The organism is Caballeronia humi, from assembly GCF_001544475.1.
GTDB lineage: Bacteria > Pseudomonadota > Gammaproteobacteria > Burkholderiales > Burkholderiaceae > Caballeronia > Caballeronia humi.
The window spans coordinates 1-25,075 of sequence record NZ_FCNW02000068.1 but is presented as its reverse complement, the minus strand read 5'-3'; the positions used below and the strand labels follow the sequence as shown (position 1 = coordinate 25,075).

The following is a 25,075-nucleotide window of genomic DNA, read 5'->3' as shown; positions in this document are numbered from 1 at the left end:
CCTCCGTGAGGGCGACACTTACTCTCCAGCGCCAATCCGCTCTTTATGCGAGTGATGGACCGTTAGCACTGGCGGTTCAAAGCTGCTTTCTTTGCTTACTTTCTTTGCAGCAGCAAAGAAAGTGAGTCCCGCCCCGGACAGGGGCAGAGCTAATAGACTGCTAAAAATGCAAGTTTCATGGGAGCACAGGCGCATCAAACGGTTGAAACCCCAACCCCACCCCCAACCCGGACCCCAAGCGCCAGCGCTCACCTCAACCATACCCGACACAAGGAAACCAGCTTATCGACATCGATAGGTTTCGAAATATAGTCATCTGCGCCGGCTTCAAGGCATTTCTGCCGATCCGAAGGCATGGCCTTGGCGGTCAGCGCAATGATCGGCAACCGTGCATGCTCGGGCAATTTGCGAATCTCGGCCATCGCCGTCAGCCCGTCCATCTCCGGCATCATGATGTCCATCAACACGAGATCGATCCCCGGATGCCGGGCAAGCGCATCAAGCGCCTCCCGTCCATTGCGGGCGATTTCGAGCTTCGCCCCCAGCGGCTCGATCACATGCGACAGCGCAAAGATATTGCGCACGTCGTCCTCGGCCAGCAAAATGGTCCGCCCTTCGAACACATCGTCCCGCTGACGCGCCGCCCGCAACATCCGCTGCTGCTCCGGCGGCAACGCGCTCTCCACGCTGTGCAGGAAAAGCGTCACTTCATCGAGCAGCCGCTCCGGCGACTTCGCCCCCTTGATGATGATCGATTTCGAGTAACGGCGCAGGCGCTGTTCCTCCTCCTGCGACAACATCCGGCCGGTATAAACGATCACCGGTGGCGACGCATGCTCGCCCCCCGTCGAAACGCGTTCGAGCAGTTCATAACCCGACCCATCCGGCAGGGCCAGATCCATCACGACGCAATCGAAAGTGGCACGCGCCATCTCGTCGAGCGCGCTCGCGATCGACCCCGCCTCGACAATCTCGACCGTCTCGCTCTTCAAAAGCGCATGAATGCTCTCGCGCAGCGCGGGATCGTCCTCGACGACCAGCACGCGCCGCATGCCCTGCGCGGAACGCGCTTCGAGCTTGCGGATCGCGCCCGCGAGCGTCTCGCGCGCGCTTGGCTTCAACGTATAGCCGATCGCGCCGAGATGCAGCGCGACGTCGGCGTGATCGGTCGCCGAGACGACGTGGATCGGAATATGACGCGTGACGGGATCGTGCTTGAGCCATTCGAGCACGGTCAAACCCGATTGATCCGGCAAGCCGACATCGAGCAAAATGCCGCTCGGCTGCAACTCGCGCGCAAGCTCGACGCCCTGCGTCGCGGTCGTCGCGTGCACGCAGTCGAAATCGAGTTCGTGCGCGAGATCGTAGAGGATGTGCGCGAACGGCAAATCGTCTTCGATCACGAGAATCACGCGATCCGGTCGCTTGCGATTCGCGCGATCGTCGGAGATCGGCGCGGGTGCAGGCGTCGTCGGCGCAGGCGGCTGCGGCGGCTGGACGCGTTTCGGCGCTTCCTCGCGCGGTTCGACAGCCGCCGCCTCTTCCGCCGCCAGTTCCTTCGCGCGGCCGAGCGTGTCGACCTTGGCCGTGACCGTGCCTTCGCGCGCGGCGAGCGGCAGCGTCACGGAAAACACGCTGCCCTTGCCGAATTCGCTCGACACGCTCACCGATCCACCAAGCAGCCGCGAAAATTCGCGCGAGATCGAAAGGCCGAGGCCGCTGCCGCCGTATCGACGGCTCGTGGTGCCGTCGGCCTGCTGGAACGCCTGGAAGATCAGGTCCTGCTTGTCGCGCGCGATGCCGATGCCGGTGTCGCGCACGTCGAAGCGCAGCGCATCGTCGCCGGCCCTCTCGACCGCGACCGTCACCTGTCCGCGCTCGGTGAACTTGAACGCATTCGACAGCAGATTGCGCAGCACCTGCAGCAAGCGCTGGTTATCGGTGACGAAGTACTGCGGCACGTTCTCGCCGTGCTCGGTGACGAACGCAACGCCCTTGCTCTGCGCGACCGGCGCAAACGACTGCCTGAGCGCCTGCAAAATCGAATCGATGGCGACGGGCGCGAACTGCACGTCCATCTGTCCGGCTTCGACCTTCGACAAATCGAGGATGTCGTTGATGAGCGAGAGCAAATCGCTGTTCGACGAATGGATCGTCGCGGCGTAGCGGACCTGCTCGTCGGTGAGGTTGCCGTGCTTGTTGTCGTGCAAAAGTTTCGCGAGAATCAGCGAGCTGTTGAGCGGCGTGCGCAATTCGTGCGACATGTTCGCGAGAAACTCGGACTTGTACTGGCTCGCGCGCTCCAGCACGAGCGCGTTCGCGGCGAGTTCCTGCTGCGCCTGCAACAGTTCGGCCTTCTGCCGCTCCAGATGCTGCGTGTGTTCCTCTAGCTGCACATTCGTCTGCTCGAGTTCGGCCTGCTGCGTCTCGAGTTGCGCCTGCGAATCCATCAGCGCGCGGCCGCGTTCCTCAAGCTCCTCGTTCGACACGCGCAGTTCTTCCTGCTGCACCTGCAACTCTTCGCTTTGTCGCTGCGTTTCTTCCAGCAACTCGACGAGCCGTGCCCGATACCGCGACGAGCGCAGCGCCATGCCCATGCCCTCGGCGGCGAGTTCGATCATCTCGCGCGTATCGTCGAAACGGTTGTCGTCGCCGACAAAGCCCATTTCGATCACGCCCGCCGTTTCGCCGTCCGCGAAGAGCGGCGCGATCACGACCTTCGATGCCGTCGCCGATCCGAGCGCCGAGCCGGCCCGCAGATAATGGCCGGAGGCATCGGTGATTTCGAGCGCGCGCGGGTCATCCAGCATCTGCCCGACGAGTCCTTCGCCTCGCTTGATCGAGCGCGGCGTGACGTCCTCGCCCGGCAGCGCCCAGCTTGCGACGCGGCCGAGCACGTCGCCATCGGCGGCGTAGACCACGCCGACTTTCGCGTTGACATAAGGCACGAGGGAACGCAGGATGCTCGCGCCGATCGAAGCAGGCGACTGCTCGCCGCGCATCTGCAAGCCGATCTGCGCGACGCCTTGCTGTAGCCACGCGGTCCGTTGTACGCTCAGCCGCGTTTTGATGTAGAGATACGCCACGCCGCCGATCACGAGCAGCACGAAAATACCGAGCGCCCGGTTGATCTGCAGCACGTCCTGGTTCACGAACGAACCGGCGTTCGACAGAAAGTATCCCGCGATCATCAGCAGCGACGCGACAGAGGCCGTCGCGACCGGCACCGCGGGACGATCGGCCCAGAGGCACAGCACGACGGGCAGCACGTAGAAGACCCAGATCGCGACGCGCAACGGCAGCAGGCAGTCGATGGCGAACACGGTCGCGAGCAGGATCGCGATGACGAAGTAGAGCCCGACTAAGAGGTGACGGCTGTCTTTGAGCATTGACGGTTGGCTTGTTGTTTGAGTCTTGCAAGGCCGCGCAAGCGGCAGGCACGGACCATAGCACGACCCGCAACCCCTTGTCACACTTGGGTCCGCGGGCGATTCAACCGCGCTTTCTCGCACCGCACAAGTTACCCGCGAAGTGTTGGACGAAGCGCAGAAGAGGAAATAATGACCGATTTTTCAAGTGGCCGGGTGCTCATCACCGGTGCGTCCGGTTTTGTCGGATCGGCGGTGGCGCGCATCGCGCTCGAACGCGGATTCAACGTGCGCGTGCTCATGCGCAAGACGAGTTCGCGGCAGAACATCGAGGCGCTCGATACCGAAGTCGTGCTCGGCGATATGCGCGACGAAGCGTCGATGCGCGCCGCGTTGAAGGGCGTGCGCTATCTCTTTCACGTCGCCGCCGACTACCGCATCTGGGCGCCGGACCCGGGCGAGATCGAGCGCTCCAATCTGCAAGGCACGGAGGCCACGATGCGCGCGGCGCTCGCCGAGGGCGTGGAGCGCATCGTCTACACGAGCAGCGTCGCGACACTCAAGGTGACGAGCGCGGGCACCATCGTCGACGAGACGAAGCCTGCCGACCCGGGCCAGACCATCGGTGCCTACAAGCGCAGCAAGGTGCTCGCCGAGCGCGCCGTCGAGCGGATGGTTGCAAACGACCGGCTGCCGGCGGTGATCGTGAATCCGTCGACGCCGATCGGGCCGCGCGACGTCAAGCCGACGCCGACCGGCCGCATCATCGTCGAGGCCGCGACGGGCAAGATTCCGGCTTTCGTCGATACGGGGCTGAATCTCGTGCACGTCGACGATGTCGCGGCCGGCCATTTCCTCGCGCTGGAACGCGGCGTGATCGGCCAGCGCTATATCCTCGGCGGCGAGAATCTGCCGCTGCAGCAGATGCTCGCCGATATCGCGCGGCTCTCCGGCCGCAAGCCGCCGACCGTCAAGCTGCCGCGCGGGCCGCTGTATCCGCTCGCGATGGGCGCCGAGCTTTACGCGAAGTTCAGCGGACGCGAGCCGTTCGTGACCGTCGACGGACTGCGGATGTCGAAGAACAAGATGTACTTCACGTCGGCGAAGGCGGAGCACGAACTGGGGTATCGTGCGCGGCCGTATCGCGAGGGCTTGCGCGATGCGCTCGACTGGTTCCGGGCGAACGGCTATCTGAAGCGCTGAACGAAGGGAAGACGCCGTGGACTCAGCGCGCTACGAGCATTTTGTTACAACGTGTGCGGGCGACGCCCGGAGGCAGCGGGTAAAATCGCGGGCTTGATGAAAGCACGCAGCAGCACGCAATAACAAGGCACCGAATGAACCTACAAGACCAGCTCGGCGCACTGGAGTTGAGCCTCGAAGAGCTCCTCCAGGCCGCGCCCGTTTCCGTGAACGCGCAATCGTCGGATGAAGCCGCGAGCAAGCCCGTGGAGGCGAACGCCGAGGAAAAGCCGACGCTCAACGTGTCGCGGCCGTCGCGCGATGCGATCGAAATGACGATCGGCGGGAAGTCCGTGCTGCTGAGCCCGGAAGGCGTGTCGCAACTGATCGAGGAATTGTCGAATGCGCGCTCGTCGATGACGGTGGAGCAGCCCGGCGGCTTGCCGCCCGGCTGGCGTTTCGCCGCCACCCGCAACCCGATGATGGCCACGCAAAAGCAGTCGAACGGCGATCGCCTGCTCGTGCTGCGTCATACGGGGCACGGCTGGGTGCCGTATACGTTCTCGCCCGACATGGTGATCGAGATGTATGCGATGTTGACGAAGCGCTAACGCTAAAAAAGGGCGGCATGACCGCCCTTTTTTACGTCACGCCGCTTTCAACAGCCCATGCGGATCGATGACGAACTTCCTGGGCGCCCCGCCATCGAACTGCCGATACCCGTCCGGCGCCTGATCCAGCGACACCACCGACACATTCACGATATCCGCGATCGGCAGCCGGTCCCAGAGAATCGCCTGCATCAGGTTCTGGTTGTACTTCATGACGGGCGTTTGTCCCGTATGGAACGAATGGGACTTCGCCCAGCCGAGTCCGAAGCGAATGCTCAAGCTGCCCCTGCGCGCCGCGGCATCGGCGGCGCCGGGATCGTCGGTGACATAGAGACCCGGAATGCCGATCGCACCCGCCGCCCGCGTGATCTCCATCAGCGAATTGAGCACGGTTGCGGGCGCTTCCTCGTTGTGTCCGCTGCTGCCGTGGCCGTGCGCCTCGAAACCGACGCAATCGACCGCGCAATCCACTTCCGGCGCGCCGAGAATCTGCTCGATCTGCTCGCCGAGTGTCGCGTCCTTCGACAGATCGACCGTCTCGAAGCCCATCTTGCGCGCGTGCGCGAGACGCTCCTCGTTCATGTCGCCGACGATCGTGCATGCAGCGCCCAACAGCCGCGCCGACGCCGCAGCCGCCATGCCAACTGGCCCCGCGCCCGCGATATAGACCGTCGCGCCCGGCTTCACGCCCGCCATGACGGCGCCGTGATAGCCCGTCGGCAGGATGTCGGAGAGGCACGTGAGGTCGCGGATCTTCGCCATCGCCTGCGCGCGGTCCGGAAACTTCAGCAGATTGAAGTCGGCGTAAGGAACCATCACGTATTCGGCCTGCCCGCCGATCCAGCCGCCCATGTCGACGTAGCCATACGCGCCACCCGCGCGCGACGGATTCACGTTCAGGCACACGCCGGTGTGCTGCGCCTTGCACGTCGGGCAGCGTCCGCAGGCGACGTTGAACGGCACGGAAACCAAATCGCCAATGGAAAGCGTCTCGACGTCGCGCCCGATTTCGATCACTTCGCCGGTAATTTCGTGCCCTAGCACCAGGCCGACCTCCGCAGTGGTCCGGCCGCGCACCATGTGCTGGTCGGAACCGCAGATATTCGTGCTGACCACCTTGAGAATCACGCCGTGGCCGATCTGCCGGCCACGCGGATCGACCATTTTCGGATAGTCGATCGACTGCACTTCCACCTTGCCCTGCCCTAGATACACGACGCCGCGATTGCTGCTCATCTTTCGTCTCCATGTCTCGTGGACGGCTCGCGCAACTTCACGTCGCGCTCCGTTCAACGAGCGTAGCGCCCCAGGCGCAGTGAGAGGTACACACAACGCGACACGCGTTTGGCAGAAACCGACATGTGCCGAGCGGCCGCGCGCCAGCGTATCGCATCGCGCGAAGACCCGGGGATCGCTCGCGGCCGCGCACCGGCCGATAAGTGCAAGGGCAGCCCAGCATCCGGACCGGTTTTTATTGATTGACCGTTCAATATAAAAACTTTAACCTTCACCATCTCGAATTTACCAGGCCGGTTCGCCGAGGACGCCATGCCCAAGCTCGGAATGCGCGAAATCCGCCGCGCCCAACTGATCGACGCGACGCTCATCACCATCGACCAGGCCGGTCTCGGCGGCGCGACGCTCGCCTCGGTGGCGCAGCGCGCGAGCATTTCAACGGGCATCGTCAGCCACTATTTCGGCGACAAGGACGGCCTGCTCGAAGCCACCATGCGCCACGTCCTGCGCGATCTGTGGAACGCCACTTCGAGCCGCCGCCGCGCCGCAAAAAACGATCCACGTTCAAAGCTGCGCGCGGTCGTCGCGGCGAACTTCGATGCGCAACAGGTGAGCGGCCCCGTCATGAAGACGTGGCTCGCGTTCTGGTCGGAGAGCATGCACAAGCCGCAATTGCGCCGGCTGCAATACGTGAACACGCGGCGCCTCAATTCCAACCTGTGCGCCGAATTTTCGAAGGCTTTGCCGCGCGCCGCGGCACGGCGCGCAGCAAGCGGCCTCGCCGCCTTGATCGACGGCTTGTGGCTGCGCGGCGCGCTGTCCGGCGAACCGTTCGACACGAAAGCCGCGCTGCGTCTCGCCAACGATTACATCGACCTCGTGCTTCAAGCACGTACCTGACTCTTCCTGCAAGGAGCACGCGATGCCCGCATTCGCACTGCAACGCCTCTACATCGGCGGCGCCCACGTCGACGCCACGAGCGGCGAGACATTCGACACACTCGATCCCGCAACCGGCGAAACGCTTGCGTCGGTGCAACAAGCGTCAAGCGCCGACATCGACCGCGCCGTGCGATCCGCACGCGAAGGCCAGCGCGTGTGGGCCGCGATGACCGCGATGCAGCGCTCGCGCATCCTGCGGCACGCAGTCGAGTTGCTGCGCGAGCGCAACGACGAACTCGCCGCACTCGAAACGCGCGACACGGGCAAGCCGATTGCGGAAACGAAGGCCGTCGATATCGTCACCGGCGCCGACGTGATCGAGTACTACGCGGGCCTCGCCACCGCCATCGAAGGCCAGCATATTCCGCTGCGGCCCGAATCGTTCGTCTATACGCGGCGCGAACCACTCGGCGTGTGCGCGGGCATCGGCGCATGGAACTATCCAATCCAGATCGCGTGCTGGAAGTCAGCGCCCGCGCTCGCGGCCGGCAACGCGATGATCTTCAAGCCGAGCGAGGTCACGCCGCTCACCGCGCTCAAGCTCGCGGAAATCTATAGCGAAGCGGGCGTGCCCGACGGCGTGTTCAATGTCGTGCAGGGCGACGGACGCGTCGGCGCGATGCTCGCAGTTCATCCGGGCATCGCGAAGGTGTCGTTCACGGGCGGTGTCGAGACGGGCAAGAAGGTGATGTCGCTCGCGGGCGGATCGACGCTCAAGGAAGTGACGATGGAACTCGGCGGCAAGTCGCCGCTCGTCGTCTTTGACGATGCCAACCTCGAACGCGCCGCCGACATCGCGATGAGCGCGAACTTCTTCAGCTCGGGCCAGGTGTGCACGAACGGCACGCGCGTATTCGTGCAGCGCGCCGTGCTCGCGCGCTTCGAAGCGCTCGTGCTCGAACGCGTGAAGCGGATTCGCATCGGCTCGCCGGCTGAACCGTCGACGAACTTCGGCCCGCTCGTCAGCGCGGCGCAGTTGCACAAGGTGCTCGGCTTCATCGAAAGCGGCAAGCACGAAGGCGCACGGCTGATCGCGGGCGGCGCGCGTCTCACGGAAGGCGATTTCGCGCGCGGCCAGTACGTCGCGCCGACCGTCTTCACCGATTGCCGCGACGACATGCGCATCGTGCGCGAGGAAATCTTCGGCCCGGTAATGAGCATCCTCGCCTTCGACGACGAAGACGAAGTCATCGGCCGCGCCAACGATACCGACTACGGACTCGCCGCCGGTGTCGTGACGGAGAACCTGTCGCGCGCGCATCGCGTGATCCATCGGCTCGAAGCGGGCATCTGCTGGATCAACACGTGGGGCGAATCGCCTGCGGAAATGCCGGTGGGCGGCTACAAGCAATCGGGCGTCGGCCGCGAGAACGGCTTAACGACGCTCGAGCACTACACGCGCGTCAAGTCCGTGCAGGTCGAGCTCGGCCCCTATCAACCGGTGTTCTGAAGGAGTGTGTGCGATGAGCGCGAACGAATACGACTACATCATCGTGGGCGCGGGATCGGCGGGCAACGTGCTCGCCTCGCGTCTAACCGAGAACGCGGACGTCACCGTGCTGCTGCTCGAAGCGGGCGGCCCGGACTATCGCTTCGACTTCCGCACGCAGATGCCCGCCGCGCTCGCGTTTCCGCTGCAAGGCCGCCGTTATAACTGGGCCTATGAGACCGACCCCGAACCGCACATGAACAACCGTCGCATGGAATGCGGGCGGGGCAAGGGGCTGGGCGGGTCGTCGCTGATCAACGGCATGTGCTACATCCGTGGCAATGCGCTCGACTACGACGGCTGGGCCGAGCGCAAAGGGCTGGAGGACTGGACCTACCTCGATTGCCTGCCGTACTTTCGCAAGGCCGAAACGCGCGACGTCGGCGCGAATCCGTATCACGGCGGCGACGGTCCCGTTCACGTGACGACGAGCAAGCCCGGCAACAATCCGCTCTTCGCCGCGATGGTCGAAGCGGGCGTGCAGGCAGGCTATCCGCGCACCGAGGACCTCAACGGCTATCAGCAGGAAGGCTTCGGCCCGATGGATCGCACGGTGACCGCGAAAGGCCGTCGCGCGAGCACGGCGCGCGGCTATCTGGATCGCGCGAAAGAGCGGCCGAACCTGACGATCGTCACGCATGCGGTAACCGATCGCGTGCTGTTCTCGGGCAAGCGCGCGATCGGCGTCGCGTATCTGCACAATGGCGATCGCGTGAGTGCGCACGTGCGGCGCGAGGTGCTGGTGTGCAGCGGCGCGATTGCATCGCCGCATCTGCTGCAACGCTCGGGCGTCGGCCGCTCGACGTGGCTGCGCGAATTCGACATCCCGCTCGTGCTCGATCTGCCCGGCGTAGGTGAGAACTTGCAGGATCACCTCGAGATGTACATGCAGTACGAATGCAAGGAGCCGGTGTCGCTGTATCCGGCACTCAAGTGGTGGAACCAGCCGGCGATCGGCCTCGAATGGATGCTGAACGGGACGGGCATCGGCGCGAGCAACCAGTTCGAGGCGGGCGGTTTCATCCGCACGCGCGACGACGATCCGTGGCCCAACATCCAGTACCACTTCCTGCCGGTCGCGATCAATTACAACGGCTCGAATCCGATCGAGATGCACGGCTTCCAGGCGCACGTCGGGTCGATGCGTTCACCAAGCCGCGGCCGCGTGAAGCTCAAGTCGCGCGATCCGAACGCGCATCCGAGCATCCTTTTCAACTACATGGCGGACCCGCTCGACTGGCGCGAATTCCGCGACGCGATCCGCATCACACGCGAGATCATGCGGCAGCCGGCGCTGCAGAAGTATCGCGGACGCGAGTTGCATCCGGGCGCGGACTTGACGACCGACGACCAGCTCGACGCCTTCGTTCGATCGCGTTCGGAGACGGCGTTCCATCCGTCGTGTTCGTGCAGGATGGGTGACGACGAGATGGCCGTCGTCGATGGCGAAGGGCGCGTGCACGGACTGGAAGCGTTGCGCGTGGTCGATGCGTCGATCATGCCGCAGATCACGACCGGCAACCTCAACGCGCCGACGATCATGCTCGCGGAAAAGATCGCCGATCGCATTCGCGGCCGCGAAGCGCTGGCTCGCGTCGATACACCGTACTTCGTGGCGAATGGAGCGAAGGCGAGGAAGCGGGAGTTTGCCGTGGTGTGATACGCATGCGAAAAGAGCCGCGAAATCCGCGGCTCTTTTCTCTTCGATGATGTTATTCGCGCACCGGACTCAACACGCCGCCCGCCTCGGGCTCGACCGCTTCCGATACCAGCGTCTCAAGCGCCAGCCCGCGCGTCTCGATACCCAGCACCCACACAGCCGCCGCCGCGATCACGAAGCACATCGCGCCGAGCGAGAACACACCGCCCTGTCCGAATACGGGCAACACCACCCCCACCACATACGGCCCGATCAGCGAACCCACGCGACCGATCGCGGACGCAAAGCCCGAACCCGTCGCGCGAGCGCCGGTGCCGTACAGCTCGGGCGTATACGTGTAGAGCACGGCCCACATCGCGAAGAGAAAGAACTGCATCGCGAGGCCGGCGCAGATGAGCAGCGTCGGCGTTTCGGCGTGCAGGGCGGTCTGTCCGTACACGTAGGCCATCACTCCGCTGCCGACGAGCGATGCGATACACGTCGGCTTGCGTCCCCAGCGCTCGACGAGCCACGCCGCGCACAGAAAGCCCGGAATCCCGCCGAGTGAAATCAGCACCGTGTACAGCACCGACTTCGTCACGGCGAAGCCAGCCTGCTGCATCAGCGCGCCGAGCCACGACGTGAGCCCGTAGAAGCCGAGCAGCGCGAAGAACCAAAGCATCCACACCATCACCGTGCGTCGCCGATACGCCGCGCTCCAGATCTCGCGAAACGCGCCCGTGCCCTTGGGCGCATGCGGCTCGCTCAGCATGGCGGGCGCGGGCAGTTCATGCAAACCGCGCGCCTTCATCACTTTCGCCTCGACGTCGGCGAGGATCGCGTCGGCTTCCGCGTGACGTCCGCGATGCTCCAGCCAGCGCGGCGACTCCGGCACGACGCGCCGCACGATCAGCACGAAGATCGCCGGAATCGCGAGCAGCGCGAACTCCGTGCGCCAGCCGAACTGCGGCAGCACGAAATACGACACCACGCCCGACGCGATGAACCCGAGCGGCCAGAAGCCGTCCATCAACGCGATCAATCGTCCGCGCGATGCTGCGGGCACGAACTCCGACAGCAAGGTCTGCGCGATCGGAAACTCCATGCCCATCCCGATGCCCAGCAGCACGCGATAGAAGATCAGCGCTTCGACGCTATGCGCCGTCGAGCAGAGATACGACGCGAGGCCCCACAGCACCATGCTCCACTGGAACACCGGACGCCGTCCGAAGCGGTCCGCGAGCAGCCCCGCGACCGCCGCGCCGATCACCATGCCGAAGAAACTCGCGCTCGCGACGAGTCCCGCCGTTGCGCTCGACAAGCCGAACTCGGTCTTGATCGAGCCGAGGACGAAGGTCATCGTGCCGAGATCGACGGAGTCGAAGAAGAACGCGACCGCGATGATGATGAAGATCGTGCGGTGATAGCCCGATAACGGCAGGCGCTCTAGCCGCGCGGCCGCGCTCGCGCGCAGCGGTGTTTTCAATGGTGAAGCGACAGACATGTCATCCCCTCGTCGATGCGGACAGTGCCGCGTGGATGTTCCGAACGGTGTTCAACGCAATTCAGTAGACGCCGACATAAATCGGCCACATAGAAGAATTGCGCCATCGGGATGGAACGAGGACGACGGGGGACAAGCGGTTCGTCAGGCCGGATTGGCCGCGACGAAGTTTTTGAACGCGGAGTAAGCGGGATTCTTGACCATGTCGCCCGGCTTGATCAGGCCATAGCGGGAATCGATGAGGCTATACATCATCACGGATTGAATGTCGTACTTGTCCTTCAGCGACCGATACTGCGTGAGCGCCGTGGTCACATAGTCCGCTGCGTCCTGCCCGTAATCCTTGCCGCCAGTCCAGCCCCATTCCGTGAGCCAGATCGGCTTGCCGAACGAGTCCTTGAGGATCTGCAGGACGTCGACGCACGCGCCGTCCTTCCAGCCGCACTGGATGTCGCCCGAGCTGTGGTACCAGTGATACGTCGTGAAGTCCCAGCGCAGGTAGGAGGCGCCCGAGCGGCCGCTTGCCGTGCCATTGGGGCTGATGCCGTTCCACAGCATCTGCAACGCGCCGTAAGCGAGCGGAATGCCGACGTTCACGCCGCAGTTGATCGACGAATCGACCGACTTCACGCCGTCGATCATGCCGCGGATCACGCCACGAAACGATGGCCATTGCCCCGCGTCCCAGTTGTAGAAGTTGCTGCCGTCGCCGCCGGTTTTGAGCGACACGTCGAGCTCGTTGCCGCATTCGATGTACCTCACGCGGCCCGCGAGCGGCTTCGTGCAGCGCACCGCAAGGTCGTAGCCGAGCTGATAAGCCGCCGACTCCGAACTGTTCGAATCCCAGTTGGCCGACAAGGGATTGATGACCGGAAGGATAGCAACGCCCGCGTCGGCGAAAGTCGTATCGAGGGCAAGCGCGAGGATCGATGCCATGCCGCCATCGGCGACGTCGCAGCGATAGCAGGTCACGCCGAGGTCCTTGAGGAGCGCGAGTTGCGTAGCCGGAGAAACCAGGCTGAGCAGACCGTTGGTCCACGCCAGATGGCCGTTCATGCCGTAGAAATAGTCATGCGTCGGCGATACCGCTTTGGCGGTCGGTGCAAGGGCCGCGAGCGCATTGCCTCCGCTCATCTGCAGTGCAGCGCCGCCTGCGCCCGCAAGCAACGTCGAAAGAAATTTTCTGCGGTCGAATGGAGAGAGAGTTTCTTGCTGATTGAGTGTCTGGACGTTCATAGGCGTAGGTAAGTTAGGTGGCACGAACACTGTGGGGCAGTATAAGTGCGTCTTTTTTACCTCTGCCGAGGGTCCGGAAATTTAAGAATGAGCTTGTTCTACTCGTACCATATGAATAAAAACTTTTCTGAGTGACACCGACGAGGAGGTTCTTTACCTACTGCATCGCAGCAAATGAAAATCACTCAACCGTTTTGACCGATCTCAAAGAACATGCACACGGGCGTAGTCGAACTTACCGCTATTTGCATGAGATGACAGGTTCAAACGACCTGTCGAATCGCCGACAAAATGCTTAGGCGCGCAAACGGGCACGCGCTGCACCCGCCACACGCGCAAGTGTTTCCGCACTCAGACGCGCTGCGATGGTCTTGACGTAGTCGTGATGACGCGCTTCGAGCGGCGCATCGAGATACTGTGCATGCAGATAGCGAATCAACGCGATGCGCCGATGCCTGAGCGCGATACTTTGGTCAAGCAACGCAATGGCAGCCTGCGCATCGCGCTGCTTGCACGCGAGTTCGGAAAGACGCGAAGTCTCAACCCGCGTCGACGGCATGGCGTGCATCCGCGCGCATGCGCCACGCGTCGAAATCGGCGCGGCGCCAGTCGAGTTCGATGCCGAGACGCCGCGTGCCTTCACGAATCTTCGGCTTGTAGAGCATGAGCGTGATGGCATCGAGCGCGGGCCATTCGTCGAACGACAGCGCGGCGATCTCCACCGCGAGCATTTCGAGCAGGCGCGTATGCGGCTTCGTTTCGAGGAACGAACTCACGCGTTCGCACCACGCTTCGTAGTCGATCAGCTCGTGCGTCGCGGCTTCATCGGGCACGCCGCGATACGCGAGGCTCGCATCGATCGCGACCGGCTGCGGCGCACGGTGCTCGTGCGCATGCAGACCGATGCGCGTCGACACGACCAGCTCATCGACGACGATGCGCCAGCCGCGTCCTCCCGGCGACAAAGGCTCGAACGGCTTCACGACATGAGCGGCTCGGCCGCATCGAGCATGATCTTCACGAAGTAGTCAGCGAAGCTGCGGCGGATCACGAGATCGAATGAATCGTCGCCCGTGGGCAGCAGCGTCAGCGACGCCTTGAAGTAGTGGCTCTGCGCGCATTGCCCCTTGCCGAACAGCTTCGGGTGCAGATCGAGCGGGCAGCCGCGCGACAGCACTTCACGCGTGCGCGTGCCGCTGATATCCAGCACCGTATAGCCGCTGCCGATATCCACCGCCGATGCGAAGACACCCGCGAACGCCGCCACCAGCTTGCCCTGCAACGGCGCGGTTTGCGCGGCGTTGTGCGCGGTCGCGGAGCGCACGAGCCATTCGTCGGGACCGAGCCACAGCATGTCGTAGCCGTTGCCCTGCGCGATGGTGTTGGGCTTCTCGGGCGGCCGGCAGCCGATCACGCTTTCCACCGCGCTCACGAACGCGGCGTCGCGCGTATCGCCGCGCACGTTCACGAGTTCGAGGAACGGCCGCTCTGTCATGCGAAACGCTTTCGACTGCGTTGCCTGATGCTTCTTCAGCAGCGCATCGGCGCCCACGAGCGGCGACTCCTGCCACACACCCTGCCCGACGATGGCGCGATCCACGACCGTCGAAGACCCTCTTGTTTCATTCCACATGTTGACGTGCTCCTTCGCTGTCGTAAAACACCGAGCTGGTGATTTTTGCCGCGACCTGCTTGCCGTTCGCAAGCGGGATCGTGACCGATTCGCCGATCTTGTCGAGGCCGCCCTTCACGACGGCGAGCGCGATCGAGCGCTTCAGAATGGGGCTGTAATAACTCGACGTGACGTGTCCGAGCATCGCCGCCGTCGCACCCTGGAACGGACCCGCGACGATCTGCGAGCCTTCGGGCAGCACGAGCGAGGGATCGTCGCAGAGCAGGCCGACGAACTGCTTGCGCCCCGCCTTCGACGTATCCGAGCGCGTGAGCGAACGCTTGCCGAGAAAGTCCTTCGATTTCGCGACGAGCCCGCCCATGCCGAGGTCGTAAGGCGTCATCGAGCCGTCCGTATCCTGGCCGACGATGATGTAGCCCTTCTCCGCACGCAGCACGTGCATCGTTTCCGTGCCGTACGGCGTGATGTCGTACTCGGCGCCAGCGGCCATGATCGCTTCCCACACCGCGCGTCCGACGTTTGCCGGCACGTTCACTTCATACGCCAGTTCGCCCGAGAAGCTGATGCGCATCACACGTGATGCCGCGCCCGCCACCGTGCCTTCGCGATAGCTCATGAACGGGAACGCGCCGTTCGCGAAGTCGATGTCCTGACACACCTTCTGCAGCACCTTGCGGCTATTCGGGCCGACGACCGCGAACGTCGCCCAGTGATCCGTCACCGAGGCAAGGCGCACGCGCATGTCGGGCCATTCCGTTTGCAGCCAGCGTTCGAGCCAGGTCAGCACGCGCGCGGCGCCGCCGGTGGTCGTCGTCATCATGTAGTGCTGGTCGGCGAGGCGCACGGTCACGCCGTCGTCGAAGATCATGCCGTTCTCGTCGAGCATCAGGCCGTAGCGGCACTTGCCGACTTCCAGCTTGCTCCACGGATTCGTGTAGACCCAGTTCAGCAGCTTCGCGGAATCAGGGCCTTGAATATCGATCTTGCCGAGCGTCGAGGCATCGAGGATGCCGACGCTCTGGCGCACCGCGAGCGATTCGCGCGCGACCGCTGCGTGCAGGTCCTCGCCCGCCTTCGGGTAGTACCAGGGGCGTTTCCAGTTGCCGACGTCTTCGAATGCCGCGCCGTTTTCGACGTGCCATTCATGCACTGCCGTCTTGCGCACCGGGTCGAGGAACTCGCCGAGCTCACGGCCCGCGAACGTGCCGAACGTGACCGGCGTGTAGTTCGGGCGGAACGTGGTCGTGCCCGTTTCGGGGATCGTCTTGTTGAGCGCCTGCGCGAGAATCGCCATGCCGTTGATGTTGCCGAGCTTGCCCTGATCGGTGCCGAAGCCCATCGCCGTGTAGCGCTTCACGTGCTCGACCGATTCGAAACCTTCGCGCGCCGCGAGGAAAATATCCGCCGCCGACACGTCGTTCTGGTAGTCGATGAACTGCTTCGGCCCGCGCGTCGCGAGTTCGCGTCCGCCGACGAGCCACAGCGGTTGCATCGGTGCTTCGTTGATCTCGGCGACATGCACCGGGTTCGGACGAGCGACGATAAAGCCCGCCGCGCGCGCCGCATCGACGCCCGCATCGACCGCGAAACGGATGCCGCGTGCCAGCGTGAATTCGCCCGCGCATGCGCCGACGCTGCTTTCCGGCTGCATCGCCTTGCCGGGCACGAAGCACGCCTTTTCGTCGTGCCAGTGCGCCTTGCCGCCCGATTGCGCGAAGAGGTGCAGCACCGGGCTCCAGCCGCCGGACATCGCGACGAGATCGCACGCGACGTCAGCCTGCTTCGCGCCGATCTGACCGCCCGCATACGCCGCCACTTCCACCGATGCCACGCGCAGCTTGCCGCGCGCCGCCGTCACGACTGCGCCCGTCAATACTTTCACGCCGTGGCGAGGAGCGAGCGCGGGCAGTGTGCCCTTCGATTCGCCTGCACGCGGATCGATGACGGTCACTTGCGCGCCGGCCGCTTTCAGATCGAGCGCGCATTGATAGCCATCGTCGTTGTTCGTGAACACGACGGCGTTGCGGCCCGGCAGCACCGCATAGCGATGCAGATACGTCGATACGGCGGAGGCCAGCATGATGCCCGGCAGATCGTTGTTGCCGAAGACGATCGGCCGCTCGTGCGCACCGGTCGCGAGGATCACGCGCTTCGCCCGCACTTTCCACATCAGTTCGCGCGTGCCTTTACGCAGCGACACCGGCAGATGCTCGGTGAGCTTTTGCGTGATCGTCACGAGGTTGTGGTCCTGATAGCCGAACGCGTTGCTGCGCGTGAGGATCTTCACGTCAGGCATCATGCGCAGTTCGGCTTCGACCTTCTGCACCCATTGCAGCGCAGGCTTGCCGTCGATTTCGGCACGGCACGACAGCAGCGAGCCGCCGAGTTCCGGCTGATCGTCGACGAGAATCACGCGCGCGCCCGACAAGCCCGCCGCCTGTGCCGCCGCCAGCCCCGACGGCCCGCCGCCGACCACCAGCACGTCGCAATGCGCGAAGCACTTGTCGTAACGATCGGCGTCGAGTTGTTCGGGCGCCTTGCCGAGACCCGCTGCATCGCGGATCACTTCTTCGTACTTCGGCCAGAACTTGCGCGGCCACATGAACGTCTTGTAGTAGAAGCCCGCCGGAATGAAGCGCGCGATCTTCTGGTTCACCGCCATGCGATCGTTCTCGATGTTCGGCTTCGCGTTCACGCTCGTCGCGACGAGCCCTTGATACAGCTCGATTTCGGTCGCGCGCGCGTTCGGCACGGAGTACGCGCCGGTTTCGAGTTGCACGACTGCGTTCGGCTCCTCGACACCCGCCGTCACGATGCCGCGCGGCCGGTGATACTTCCAGCTTCGCGCGACGAAGTGCTGGCCGTTCGCGAGCAGCGCGGACGCGAGCGTATCGCCCTGATGGCCCTGATACGCGCGGCCGTTGAACGTGAAGGTCAGCGCGATGGCGCGGTTGATGCGCCCGCCCGTGGCGAGTCGGTCTTTCTGGCTCATTTCGTCGTGCCCTCGTTGCTATCCATGACGGCCAGCGGACGGTCGAACGTCTCGTAGCCTTGAATCTCGTAGCTCACCGTATCGCGCTGCACCTTGAACCAGCGGCGGCAGCCTTGCGTGTGCATCCATTGCTCGCGGTGCACGCCGCGCGAGTTCGTGCGCATGAAGAGGTAGTCGCCCCATTCGCGGTCGGTGAGTTTTTCAGTGTCGAGCGGACGGGCGATATCGGCCTCGCCGCCGCAGGAAAATTCGCTTTCGGCGCGCGGTCCGCACCAGGGGCATTCGATCAGCAACATGTGTGTATCCTCAGTGCGTTCGCGTTAGTGGGCCACGGCAGCCGCGCCGTGCTCGTCGATCAGATGACCGGTGTAGAAGCGATCCAGCGAGAACGCAGCGTTGAGCGCATGCGGCTCGTCGTGCGCGATGGTGTGCGCATAGGCCCAGCCCGAACCCGGCGTCGCCTTGAAGCCACCCGTACCCCAACCGCAGTTGAAATAGAGCCCCTTCACGTCGGTCTTGCTGATGATCGGGCACGCGTCCGGCGACAGATCGACGATGCCGCCCCATTGTCGGTTCATCCGCACGCGCGAGAACACCGGGAACATTTCGACGATCGCCTCGAGCGTCCCTTCGATGGTCTGGAAGCTGCCGCGCTGGCCGAACCCCGTGTACTGATCGACGCCCGCGCCGATCACGAGATCGCCCTTGTCGGACTGGCTGATGTAAGCGTGCACTGCGTTCGACATCACGACCGTGTTGACGACCGGCTTGATCGGCTCGGACACGAGCGCCTGAAGCGGATGGCTTTCGAGCGGCAAGCGGATACCCGCCATGTCCGCGAGCGTGGACGTATTGCCCGCCGCGACGATCGCGACCTTCTTCGCCTTGATGAAACCCTTCGTCGTATCGACGCCCGTCACCTGGCTGCCGTCGCGGCGGATGCCCGTGACCTGACAGTTCTGCACGATATCGACGCCCGCCTGGTCCGCGCCACGCGCGTAGCCCCACGCGACCGCATCGTGACGCGCAACACCGCCGCGCCGCTGAATCGACGCACCCAGCACTGGATAGCGGCTGTTGAGGTTGATGGTCGGTTCGAGCTCCTTGATCTGCGCCGGCGTGAGGAATTCGGCATCGACGCCGTTGAGCCGGTTCGCGTTGACGCGGCGTTCGGTGTCGCGCACGTCCTGCAGCGTGTGCGCGAGATTCATCACACCGCGCTGGCTGAACATCACGTTGTAGTTGAGGTCTTGCGAGAGCCCTTCCCACAGCTTCATCGCCTTCTCGTACAACGCGGCCGATTCGTCCCACAGGTAATTCGAGCGCACGATGGTCGTGTTGCGCGCCGTATTGCCGCCGCCGATCCAGCCCTTCTCCAGCACCGCGATATTGCGCACGCCGTGTTCCTTCGCGAGGTAATACGCGGTCGCGAGACCATGCCCGCCGCCGCCGACGATCACGACATCGTATTCACGCTTGGGCTCAGGGCTTTTCCACTGGCGTTCCCAGTTCTCGTGATACGACATCCCGTTGCGCAACAGGCTGAATATCGAATAGCGGCTCATGGTGTTTCCTTATCCTTCGTGGCTTTCGTAACGGGGGTTCAGCACTCGATGACGTTCACGGCGAGACCACCGCGCGACGTCTCCTTGTATTTCGTCTTCATGTCGGCGCCGGTTTCGCGCATCGTCTTGATCACGTTGTCGAGCGAGACGTAATGCTGGCCGTCGCCCTTCATCGCCATGCGCGCCGCGTTGAGCGCCTTGACCGCGCCCATCGCGTTGCGTTCGATGCACGGAATCTGCACGAGGCCGCCGACCGGGTCGCAGGTCATGCCCAAGTTGTGCTCCATGCCGATCTCGGCGGCGTTCTCGACCTGCGTCGGCGTGCCGCCCATCACGGCGGCGAGCGCGGCGGCGGCCATCGAGCACGCGACACCGACTTCGCCCTGGCAACCGACTTCGGCGCCCGAGATCGACGCCGTCTCCTTGTAGATGATGCCGATGGCTGCCGCCGTCAGCAGGAACGTGACGATGCCTTCATCGTTCGCGTGGTGCATGAATTTCACGTAGTAGTGCAGCACCGCGGGAATCACGCCGGCCGCACCGTTGGTCGGCGCCGTGACGACACGGCCGCCCGCCGCGTTCTCTTCGTTCACGGCCATCGCGTAGAGGTTGACCCAGTCGAGCATCGAGAGAGGATCGCGCAACGATTCTTCCGAGCGCGAACGCAGTTGCGAGCAGAGATCGGCTGCGCGGCGCTTCACCTGCATCGGACCGGGCAGTTGGCCGCGCACCTTGCAACCGCGCTCGACGCACGCGGACATCGTGCGCCAGATCGCGAGCATGCCGTCGCGCACTTCCTGTTCGGTGCGTGTCGCGCATTCGTTCTTCATCGTGATCTGCGCGATTGAAAGACCGGTTTCGCGGCAGACGCGCATCAGGTCATCGCCGGTGCGAAACGGATGCGGCACTTCGGCGCCGGCGCGCAGGCCGTTCACGCGATCGCCTTCGCGATTGATCACGAAGCCGCCGCCGACCGAGTAATACTCTTTCTCGACCAGCAGTTGACCGTGCTCATCGAACGCTTGAAAGCGCATGCCGTTCGGATGCACGACGCTCGAACCCGGCGCGCCCGGCATCAGCTTGCGGAAAAAGCCGAGGTGCTCGCGTTCCTCGAACTTCACGATGTGCTTGCCGAGCAGCGAGAGCTGCTTCGTTTCGCGGATCGCCTTGAGGCGCGGCTCGATGATGTCCGGATCGATGACGTCGGGCAGGTTGCCTTCGAGGCCGAGCAGCACGGCCTTGTCGGTGCCGTGGCCCTTGCCGGTCGCACCGAGCGATCCGTACAGCTCGACGCGGATACGACGTGCGAACGCGAGCAGGTTGGCGTCCTCGATGTGCGATGCGAAGCGGCACGCCGCAATCATCGGACCGACGGTATGCGAGCTCGACGGACCGATGCCGATCTTGAAAAGATCGAAGACGCTGACGTTCATGAGTTGCCTTGTCGGTTGCGCTGCGTTGGGTTTCTGGTATGGGCCTCATTGCACCGCAGCCACAATTTGGCTGATAGAACAAAAACGGCAACAGGATGGGACGGCGGCGTCAGGAGTGCTCCGACGACGGATTTGCGGTGGCTTTTGGCGGTTTTGCGAAGGAGGGAATAAGCCTTCGCAACGCGGCGAAGACTTAAAAGACGCCACGAGGGCGCCCGTGCATTACGCGTTGCCACCTCGCCGTTGCGGCTTGAGCATGAAAGACGCGAGAACCTCACGCGCCTGAATCGACAGCACTTCCGGATGGCGCGCGAAGATGCCCTCCAGTCCGCAGATCACGTTGCGTAGCTGATCGCCCTCAACGCCCGGCGATGCGTGCATGACCAGAGTTTCGGCAGCGGCGACGGGACCGGTAGCCGCCAAAGCCAGCAGTAGGTAGCTGTACGGCCGTACGAAAAGTGCGCGCCCGTAACTGCGCACGAACAACTCGACAATCTGCACCGACACCGGTTCGAAAGGCGGCCAGGCACAAAGCAAATCGAATTGTGGTGTCGTCGGCCCGTGTCGGTTGGCATAACGGCACGCATTATCGATATCGCGGGACAAGCGATTAATCGGCGCGCAATGTGCCATGATTATCGCCTTCGCCCGTTCGCATAACAGGTGGACTTCGTTTTCTTCAAGTTCTTGCTTATCTCTCAAGTTCGCCTCGTTTCAGTTAATTACCCTGTAGTCGGGATTTATTTGAAGCGGCGAGGATGATAATGAAGTTTTCGAGCTTGTGCGCGCCGGCAATGATCTCCGAGCGTTGCCTCTGAATGGACGACCGCGATTTAGCAGAAACCGGCTAATTATTTTCGCACGATCAAGAACTAAAAATGAAAATTCCGATTTCAAATTTAAACTGATTTATTAAAATCCCGGAACTTCTTTTATTATGAAGTTGATTAGCGGCAGCATCTCGGATGGGAAATCCGTCCCTCAGGGCAACACATAATAATCACATCGCGAATCCCGGTGATATGCTTATCGCAATTCGTCCATCCGGCTTTGTGCATGAACCCCGCTGAAGCAATTCCACCCCAATCCGTCGACGGCCAGTCGAAGCAGCGCATTCGCTTCGGCATCATTCTGCTGCCGAACTTCACGCTGACCGCGTTCTCGGGCTTCGTCGACCTGCTGCGCCTCTCCGCCGACGAAGGCGACTTCAGCAAGCCCGTGCGCTGCTCGTGGAGCGTGATCGGCGAGACGCTCGCGCCGGTGCGCGCGAGTTGCGGCATCCAGATCACGCCGTGGGAAACGTTCGACAAGGCCGAGCGCTTCGACTATGTGGTCGTCGTCGGCGGCCTGCTGCATTCGGGGCCGTCCGCGAGCGACGCCACGCTGCAGTTCATCCGCCGCGCCGCCGCTACCGACGCCACGCTGGTCGGCATGTGCACCGGCGTGTTCTCGCTGATGCGCGCGGGCGTGCTCGACGGTTACCGCATCTGCGTGAGCTGGTTCCACTACTGGGACTTCGTCGAGCGCTTTCCGGGCGTCGATGAACAGGCGCTCGTCGCCGACCGGCTCTTCGTAATCGACCGGCGGCGCATTACGTGTTCGGGCGGGCGCGCATCGATCGACGTCGCGGCGGCCATCCTCCTGCGTCACTTCGAAACCGCGACGGTGCAAAAGGCGCTGCGCATCCTGCTCGTCGACGACATGCAGAAGGGCAACGCGCCGCAGCCGCATCCACCGGGACTCGCGCCCGCCACGCATCCGAAGGTGAAGCGCGCGATCCTGCTGATGGAGCAGCACGTCGGCCGGTCGCTCTCGCTCGACGAACTCGCGCACAAGCTCGACCTTTCCACGCGCCAGCTCGAACGGCTCTTCAAGGCGGAGACGGGCAAGGCGCCGCAGGCCTACGCGAAGCAGGTGCGGCTGCGCACGGCCGCATGGCTCCTGACGAGCTCCGACAAGACCGTCGCCGATATCGCTTCGAGCTGCGGCTTTTCGGATGCCTCGCATCTCGGCCGCGAATTCCGCAAGCAGTTCGGCTTGCCGCCGATGATGTATCGCGAACAGCGCGGCACGGCCGAAGCCGAAGATGCCGCCGAATACGACGAAACCTTCCCCGGCCGCGCCCAGGCGATCTGACAAGGAACCTCATGTCCTCACGACAAGACGAATGGACCGTTCGCTGCGAGCTTGCCGCGCTGTATCGGCTCGCCGCGCATTTCCGCATGACCGACATGATCGACACGCACATCACCGCACGTGTTCCGGGTCCCGAGCATCACTTCCTGATCAACCGATACGGTGTGCTCTTTCACGAGATGCGCGCCTCCGACCTCGTGAAGATCGACGTCGAGGGACGCGTCGTTGAACCCGAGGCCGCGCAGCATCCCGAGCGGAATCGCGTGAACGCGGCGGGCTTCACGATTCACTCGGCGATTCACACCGCGCGGCCCGATCTGACGTGCGTGATTCATACGCATACGCCGGCGGGGTCAGCGGTATCGGCGCAGAAGCAGGGCTTGCTGCCGATCAGCCAGCACGCGTTGAAGTTCTACGGGCACCTCGCGTATCACGACTACGAAGGCATCGCGCTCGATCTCGGCGAACGCGAGCGGCTCGTCGCCGATCTCGGCTCGCACAACGCGATGATCCTGCGCAATCACGGCTTGCTCGTCGGCGGCACGTCCATTCCGGCGGCGTTCCAGGACATTTATTTTCTGGAACGCGCGTGCGAGATCCAGGTGCGCGCTCTCGCGGGCAACGCGGAACTCACGTTCCCGCCGGAAGCGGTGCGCCGCCTGACCGCCGAGCAATTCGCGCGCGATGAATCCGACAACATCACCGGGTTGCAATGGCAGGCGGCGCTGCGTCTGATCGAAGGCACCGACTACCGCAGCTAAACGCTACTTGCCCGCAATGTAAGCCTTCACGGCGGGCAGGCCGTCGCCGCCATCGAACGTCTTGACGCCCGCGAGCCACTTGTCGAGCACGGCCGGGTTTGCCTTGAGCCATTCGCGCGCGGCCTTGTTCGCGTCGGTCTTGTTCATGATCGGCAGCATGACGTGGTTCTCGATGTCGGTCGTGAACTGAAGGTTCGACACGAGCTTCGCGACGTTCGGACAGCGCGCCTCGTAGTCGGTCGGCGTGACGGTCAGGACGCGGGCTTCGCCGTAGTTCGGGCCGAAGACATCGTCGCCGCCGGACAGATAGTCGATCTTCATCTGCACGTTCATCGGATGCGGTTCCCAACCCAAAAAGACGATGGGCTTCTTGTCACGGATCGCGCGGTTCACTTCGATCAGCATGCCGGCCTCGCTCGATTCCACGAGCTTGAATTTACCGAGACCGTACTGGTTCGAATCGATCATCTTCTTGATGAGCGCGTTGCCGTCGTTGCCGGGTTCGATGCCGTAGATCTTGCCGTCGAGCTTGTCGTAGTTTTTTGCGATGTCGCTGAAGGTCTTGATGCCGGCGTTGTACGCGTAGTCGGGAACGGCCAGCGTGTACTTCGCGCCGGTGAGATTGGGCGTCGGGAGTATCTTGACCTGGCCGGCTTTCTTGAACGGATCGATCATCGGGTCCATCGTGGGCGACCAGTAGCCGAGGAACACGTCGATCTGCTTGCTCCTCACGCCTGCGAAGGTGATCGGCACGGAAGCGATCGTCTTGGTCGGCTTGTACCCGAGGCCTTCGAGCACGGTCGATGCGAGGCCGGTCGTGGCGGCGATGTCGGTCCAGCCGACGTCGGCGAAACGGACATTGCGGCAGGTCGCCGGTTCGGCCGCGAGCGCGGACGTGGCGGTAAAGGTGAGCGCGCACAAAGACGCGGTCAACAGACGGTTCATATATGCGGTTCTCCGGGATGGGTTTTGGCTGGGTGCTGGGGGGTGCTTACATCGTTTGATGCACTTGGGCTAACGCTGGCGCTTGGGTGGTTGTTTGTATTGTTTAAACCGATTGATGCGCTCGTGCTCCTAGGGAACTTGCTTTCTTTTCGGTCTATTCGCTCTGCCCCTGTCCGGGGCGGGACTCACTTTCTTTGCTGCTGCAAAGAAAGTAAGCAAAGAAAGCAGCTTCCCACCGCCAAAACTAACAATCCACCACGAGCATTCGATTGGGATTGGCGCTGGAGAGTAAGTGTCGCCCTCATGGCAGAACCGGGCTTGGCTCGCGGACCCACTGTGACAACGCGCACTTCCTCTGAGTGGTATGCACTCCGTTTGGCTCCGTCCTCGCTTCGCTCCGACT

At 63.4% G+C, this 25,075-nt stretch carries 20 protein-coding genes; 7 read left to right on the top strand and 13 right to left on the bottom strand.

What is annotated here, in order from left to right; translation table 11 throughout:
* Positions 1–248: 248 nt before the first annotated feature.
* Positions 249–3,389 carry a response regulator gene (locus AWB65_RS31055; RefSeq protein ID WP_087670738.1) on the bottom strand — a complete coding sequence of 1,047 codons (3,141 nt, stop codon included), beginning with the start codon at positions 3,387–3,389 and terminating at the stop codon, positions 249–251.
* Positions 3,390–3,560: 171 nt separating this feature from the next.
* Here AWB65_RS31055 and hpnA point away from each other — a divergent pair, with 171 nt between their 5' ends.
* Together hpnA and AWB65_RS31045 are read left to right on the top strand one after the other, a co-directional pair.
* Positions 3,561–4,571 carry a hopanoid-associated sugar epimerase gene (gene hpnA / locus AWB65_RS31050; protein ID WP_087670737.1) on the top strand — a complete coding sequence of 337 codons (1,011 nt, stop codon included), beginning with the start codon at positions 3,561–3,563 and terminating at the stop codon, positions 4,569–4,571.
* A 134-nt stretch (positions 4,572–4,705) separates the two neighbouring features.
* Positions 4,706–5,161 (top strand): hypothetical protein, encoded by a 456-nt coding sequence (locus AWB65_RS31045; protein ID WP_087670736.1) that lies wholly within the window; start codon positions 4,706–4,708, stop codon positions 5,159–5,161.
* A gap of 36 nt (positions 5,162–5,197) precedes the next feature.
* Here AWB65_RS31045 and fdhA read toward each other — a convergent pair whose 3' ends face one another.
* Complete coding sequence (gene fdhA / locus AWB65_RS31040) at positions 5,198–6,397, bottom strand: formaldehyde dehydrogenase, glutathione-independent (RefSeq protein ID WP_087670735.1); 1,200 nt, start codon at positions 6,395–6,397, stop codon at positions 5,198–5,200.
* A 312-nt stretch (positions 6,398–6,709) separates the two neighbouring features.
* On the opposite strand from fdhA, the gene betI reads away from it, so the two are divergent.
* Genes betI through betA form a run of 3 tightly spaced genes read left to right on the top strand, consistent with a single transcriptional unit; the run spans position 6,710 to position 10,488 of the window.
* The gene (gene betI / locus AWB65_RS31035; RefSeq protein WP_087670734.1) at positions 6,710–7,297 is read left to right on the top strand and encodes a transcriptional regulator BetI; all 588 of its coding nucleotides are present in this window, start codon (positions 6,710–6,712) and stop codon (positions 7,295–7,297) included.
* Between the two features lie 22 nt (positions 7,298–7,319).
* The gene (betB, locus tag AWB65_RS31030; RefSeq protein ID WP_087670733.1) at positions 7,320–8,789 is read left to right on the top strand and encodes a betaine-aldehyde dehydrogenase; all 1,470 of its coding nucleotides are present in this window, start codon (positions 7,320–7,322) and stop codon (positions 8,787–8,789) included.
* A gap of 13 nt (positions 8,790–8,802) precedes the next feature.
* Positions 8,803–10,488 carry a choline dehydrogenase gene (betA, locus tag AWB65_RS31025; RefSeq protein WP_087670732.1) on the top strand — a complete coding sequence of 562 codons (1,686 nt, stop codon included), beginning with the start codon at positions 8,803–8,805 and terminating at the stop codon, positions 10,486–10,488.
* A 52-nt stretch (positions 10,489–10,540) separates the two neighbouring features.
* On the opposite strand, the gene AWB65_RS31020 is transcribed toward betA, so the two are convergent.
* The 10 genes from AWB65_RS31020 to AWB65_RS30975 form a co-directional block, all read right to left on the bottom strand.
* Positions 10,541–11,971, bottom strand: a complete 1,431-nt coding sequence (locus tag AWB65_RS31020) for an MFS transporter (RefSeq protein WP_087670731.1) — start codon at positions 11,969–11,971, stop codon at positions 10,541–10,543.
* A 144-nt stretch (positions 11,972–12,115) separates the two neighbouring features.
* On the bottom strand, positions 12,116–13,105 hold the full coding sequence (locus tag AWB65_RS31015) for a glycosyl hydrolase (RefSeq protein ID WP_235007890.1): 990 nt from the start codon (positions 13,103–13,105) through the stop codon (positions 12,116–12,118).
* Positions 13,106–13,502: 397 nt separating this feature from the next.
* Positions 13,503–13,766, bottom strand: a complete 264-nt coding sequence (locus tag AWB65_RS31010) for a hypothetical protein (protein WP_087670729.1) — start codon at positions 13,764–13,766, stop codon at positions 13,503–13,505.
* On the bottom strand, positions 13,747–14,190 hold the full coding sequence (locus AWB65_RS31005) for a dihydroneopterin aldolase (protein ID WP_087670728.1): 444 nt from the start codon (positions 14,188–14,190) through the stop codon (positions 13,747–13,749). Before AWB65_RS31005 ends, AWB65_RS31010 begins: the two co-directional genes overlap by 20 nt.
* A complete protein-coding gene (locus tag AWB65_RS31000; RefSeq protein ID WP_087670727.1) occupies positions 14,187–14,840 on the bottom strand; it encodes a sarcosine oxidase subunit gamma in 654 nt (217 codons plus the stop codon). The genes AWB65_RS31005 and AWB65_RS31000 overlap by 4 nt, the downstream gene beginning before the upstream one ends.
* Positions 14,830–17,832: a sarcosine oxidase subunit alpha family protein gene (locus tag AWB65_RS30995; protein WP_087670726.1), complete on the bottom strand. Its 3,003-nt coding sequence runs from the start codon at positions 17,830–17,832 to the stop codon at positions 14,830–14,832. Before AWB65_RS30995 ends, AWB65_RS31000 begins: the two co-directional genes overlap by 11 nt.
* Positions 17,829–18,128 carry a sarcosine oxidase subunit delta gene (locus AWB65_RS30990; RefSeq protein ID WP_087670725.1) on the bottom strand — a complete coding sequence of 100 codons (300 nt, stop codon included), beginning with the start codon at positions 18,126–18,128 and terminating at the stop codon, positions 17,829–17,831. The genes AWB65_RS30995 and AWB65_RS30990 overlap by 4 nt, the downstream gene beginning before the upstream one ends.
* A gap of 24 nt (positions 18,129–18,152) precedes the next feature.
* A complete protein-coding gene (locus tag AWB65_RS30985) occupies positions 18,153–19,397 on the bottom strand; it encodes a sarcosine oxidase subunit beta family protein (protein ID WP_087658385.1) in 1,245 nt (414 codons plus the stop codon).
* A 38-nt stretch (positions 19,398–19,435) separates the two neighbouring features.
* On the bottom strand, positions 19,436–20,830 hold the full coding sequence (locus AWB65_RS30980) for an L-serine ammonia-lyase (RefSeq protein WP_087670724.1): 1,395 nt from the start codon (positions 20,828–20,830) through the stop codon (positions 19,436–19,438).
* Between the two features lie 222 nt (positions 20,831–21,052).
* The gene (locus tag AWB65_RS30975; protein WP_125474261.1) at positions 21,053–21,532 is read right to left on the bottom strand and encodes a hypothetical protein; all 480 of its coding nucleotides are present in this window, start codon (positions 21,530–21,532) and stop codon (positions 21,053–21,055) included.
* Between the two features lie 354 nt (positions 21,533–21,886).
* Between AWB65_RS30975 and AWB65_RS30970 the strand changes: the two genes are divergently transcribed.
* The gene (locus tag AWB65_RS30970; RefSeq protein ID WP_087670722.1) at positions 21,887–22,966 is read left to right on the top strand and encodes a GlxA family transcriptional regulator; all 1,080 of its coding nucleotides are present in this window, start codon (positions 21,887–21,889) and stop codon (positions 22,964–22,966) included.
* Between the two features lie 11 nt (positions 22,967–22,977).
* Entirely contained in the window at positions 22,978–23,727 is a 750-nt protein-coding gene (locus AWB65_RS30965) for a class II aldolase/adducin family protein (RefSeq protein WP_087670721.1), read from the top strand.
* A gap of 3 nt (positions 23,728–23,730) precedes the next feature.
* On the opposite strand, the gene AWB65_RS30960 is transcribed toward AWB65_RS30965, so the two are convergent.
* A complete protein-coding gene (locus tag AWB65_RS30960; RefSeq protein ID WP_087670720.1) occupies positions 23,731–24,672 on the bottom strand; it encodes a choline ABC transporter substrate-binding protein in 942 nt (313 codons plus the stop codon).
* Positions 24,673–25,075 lie beyond the last annotated feature (403 nt).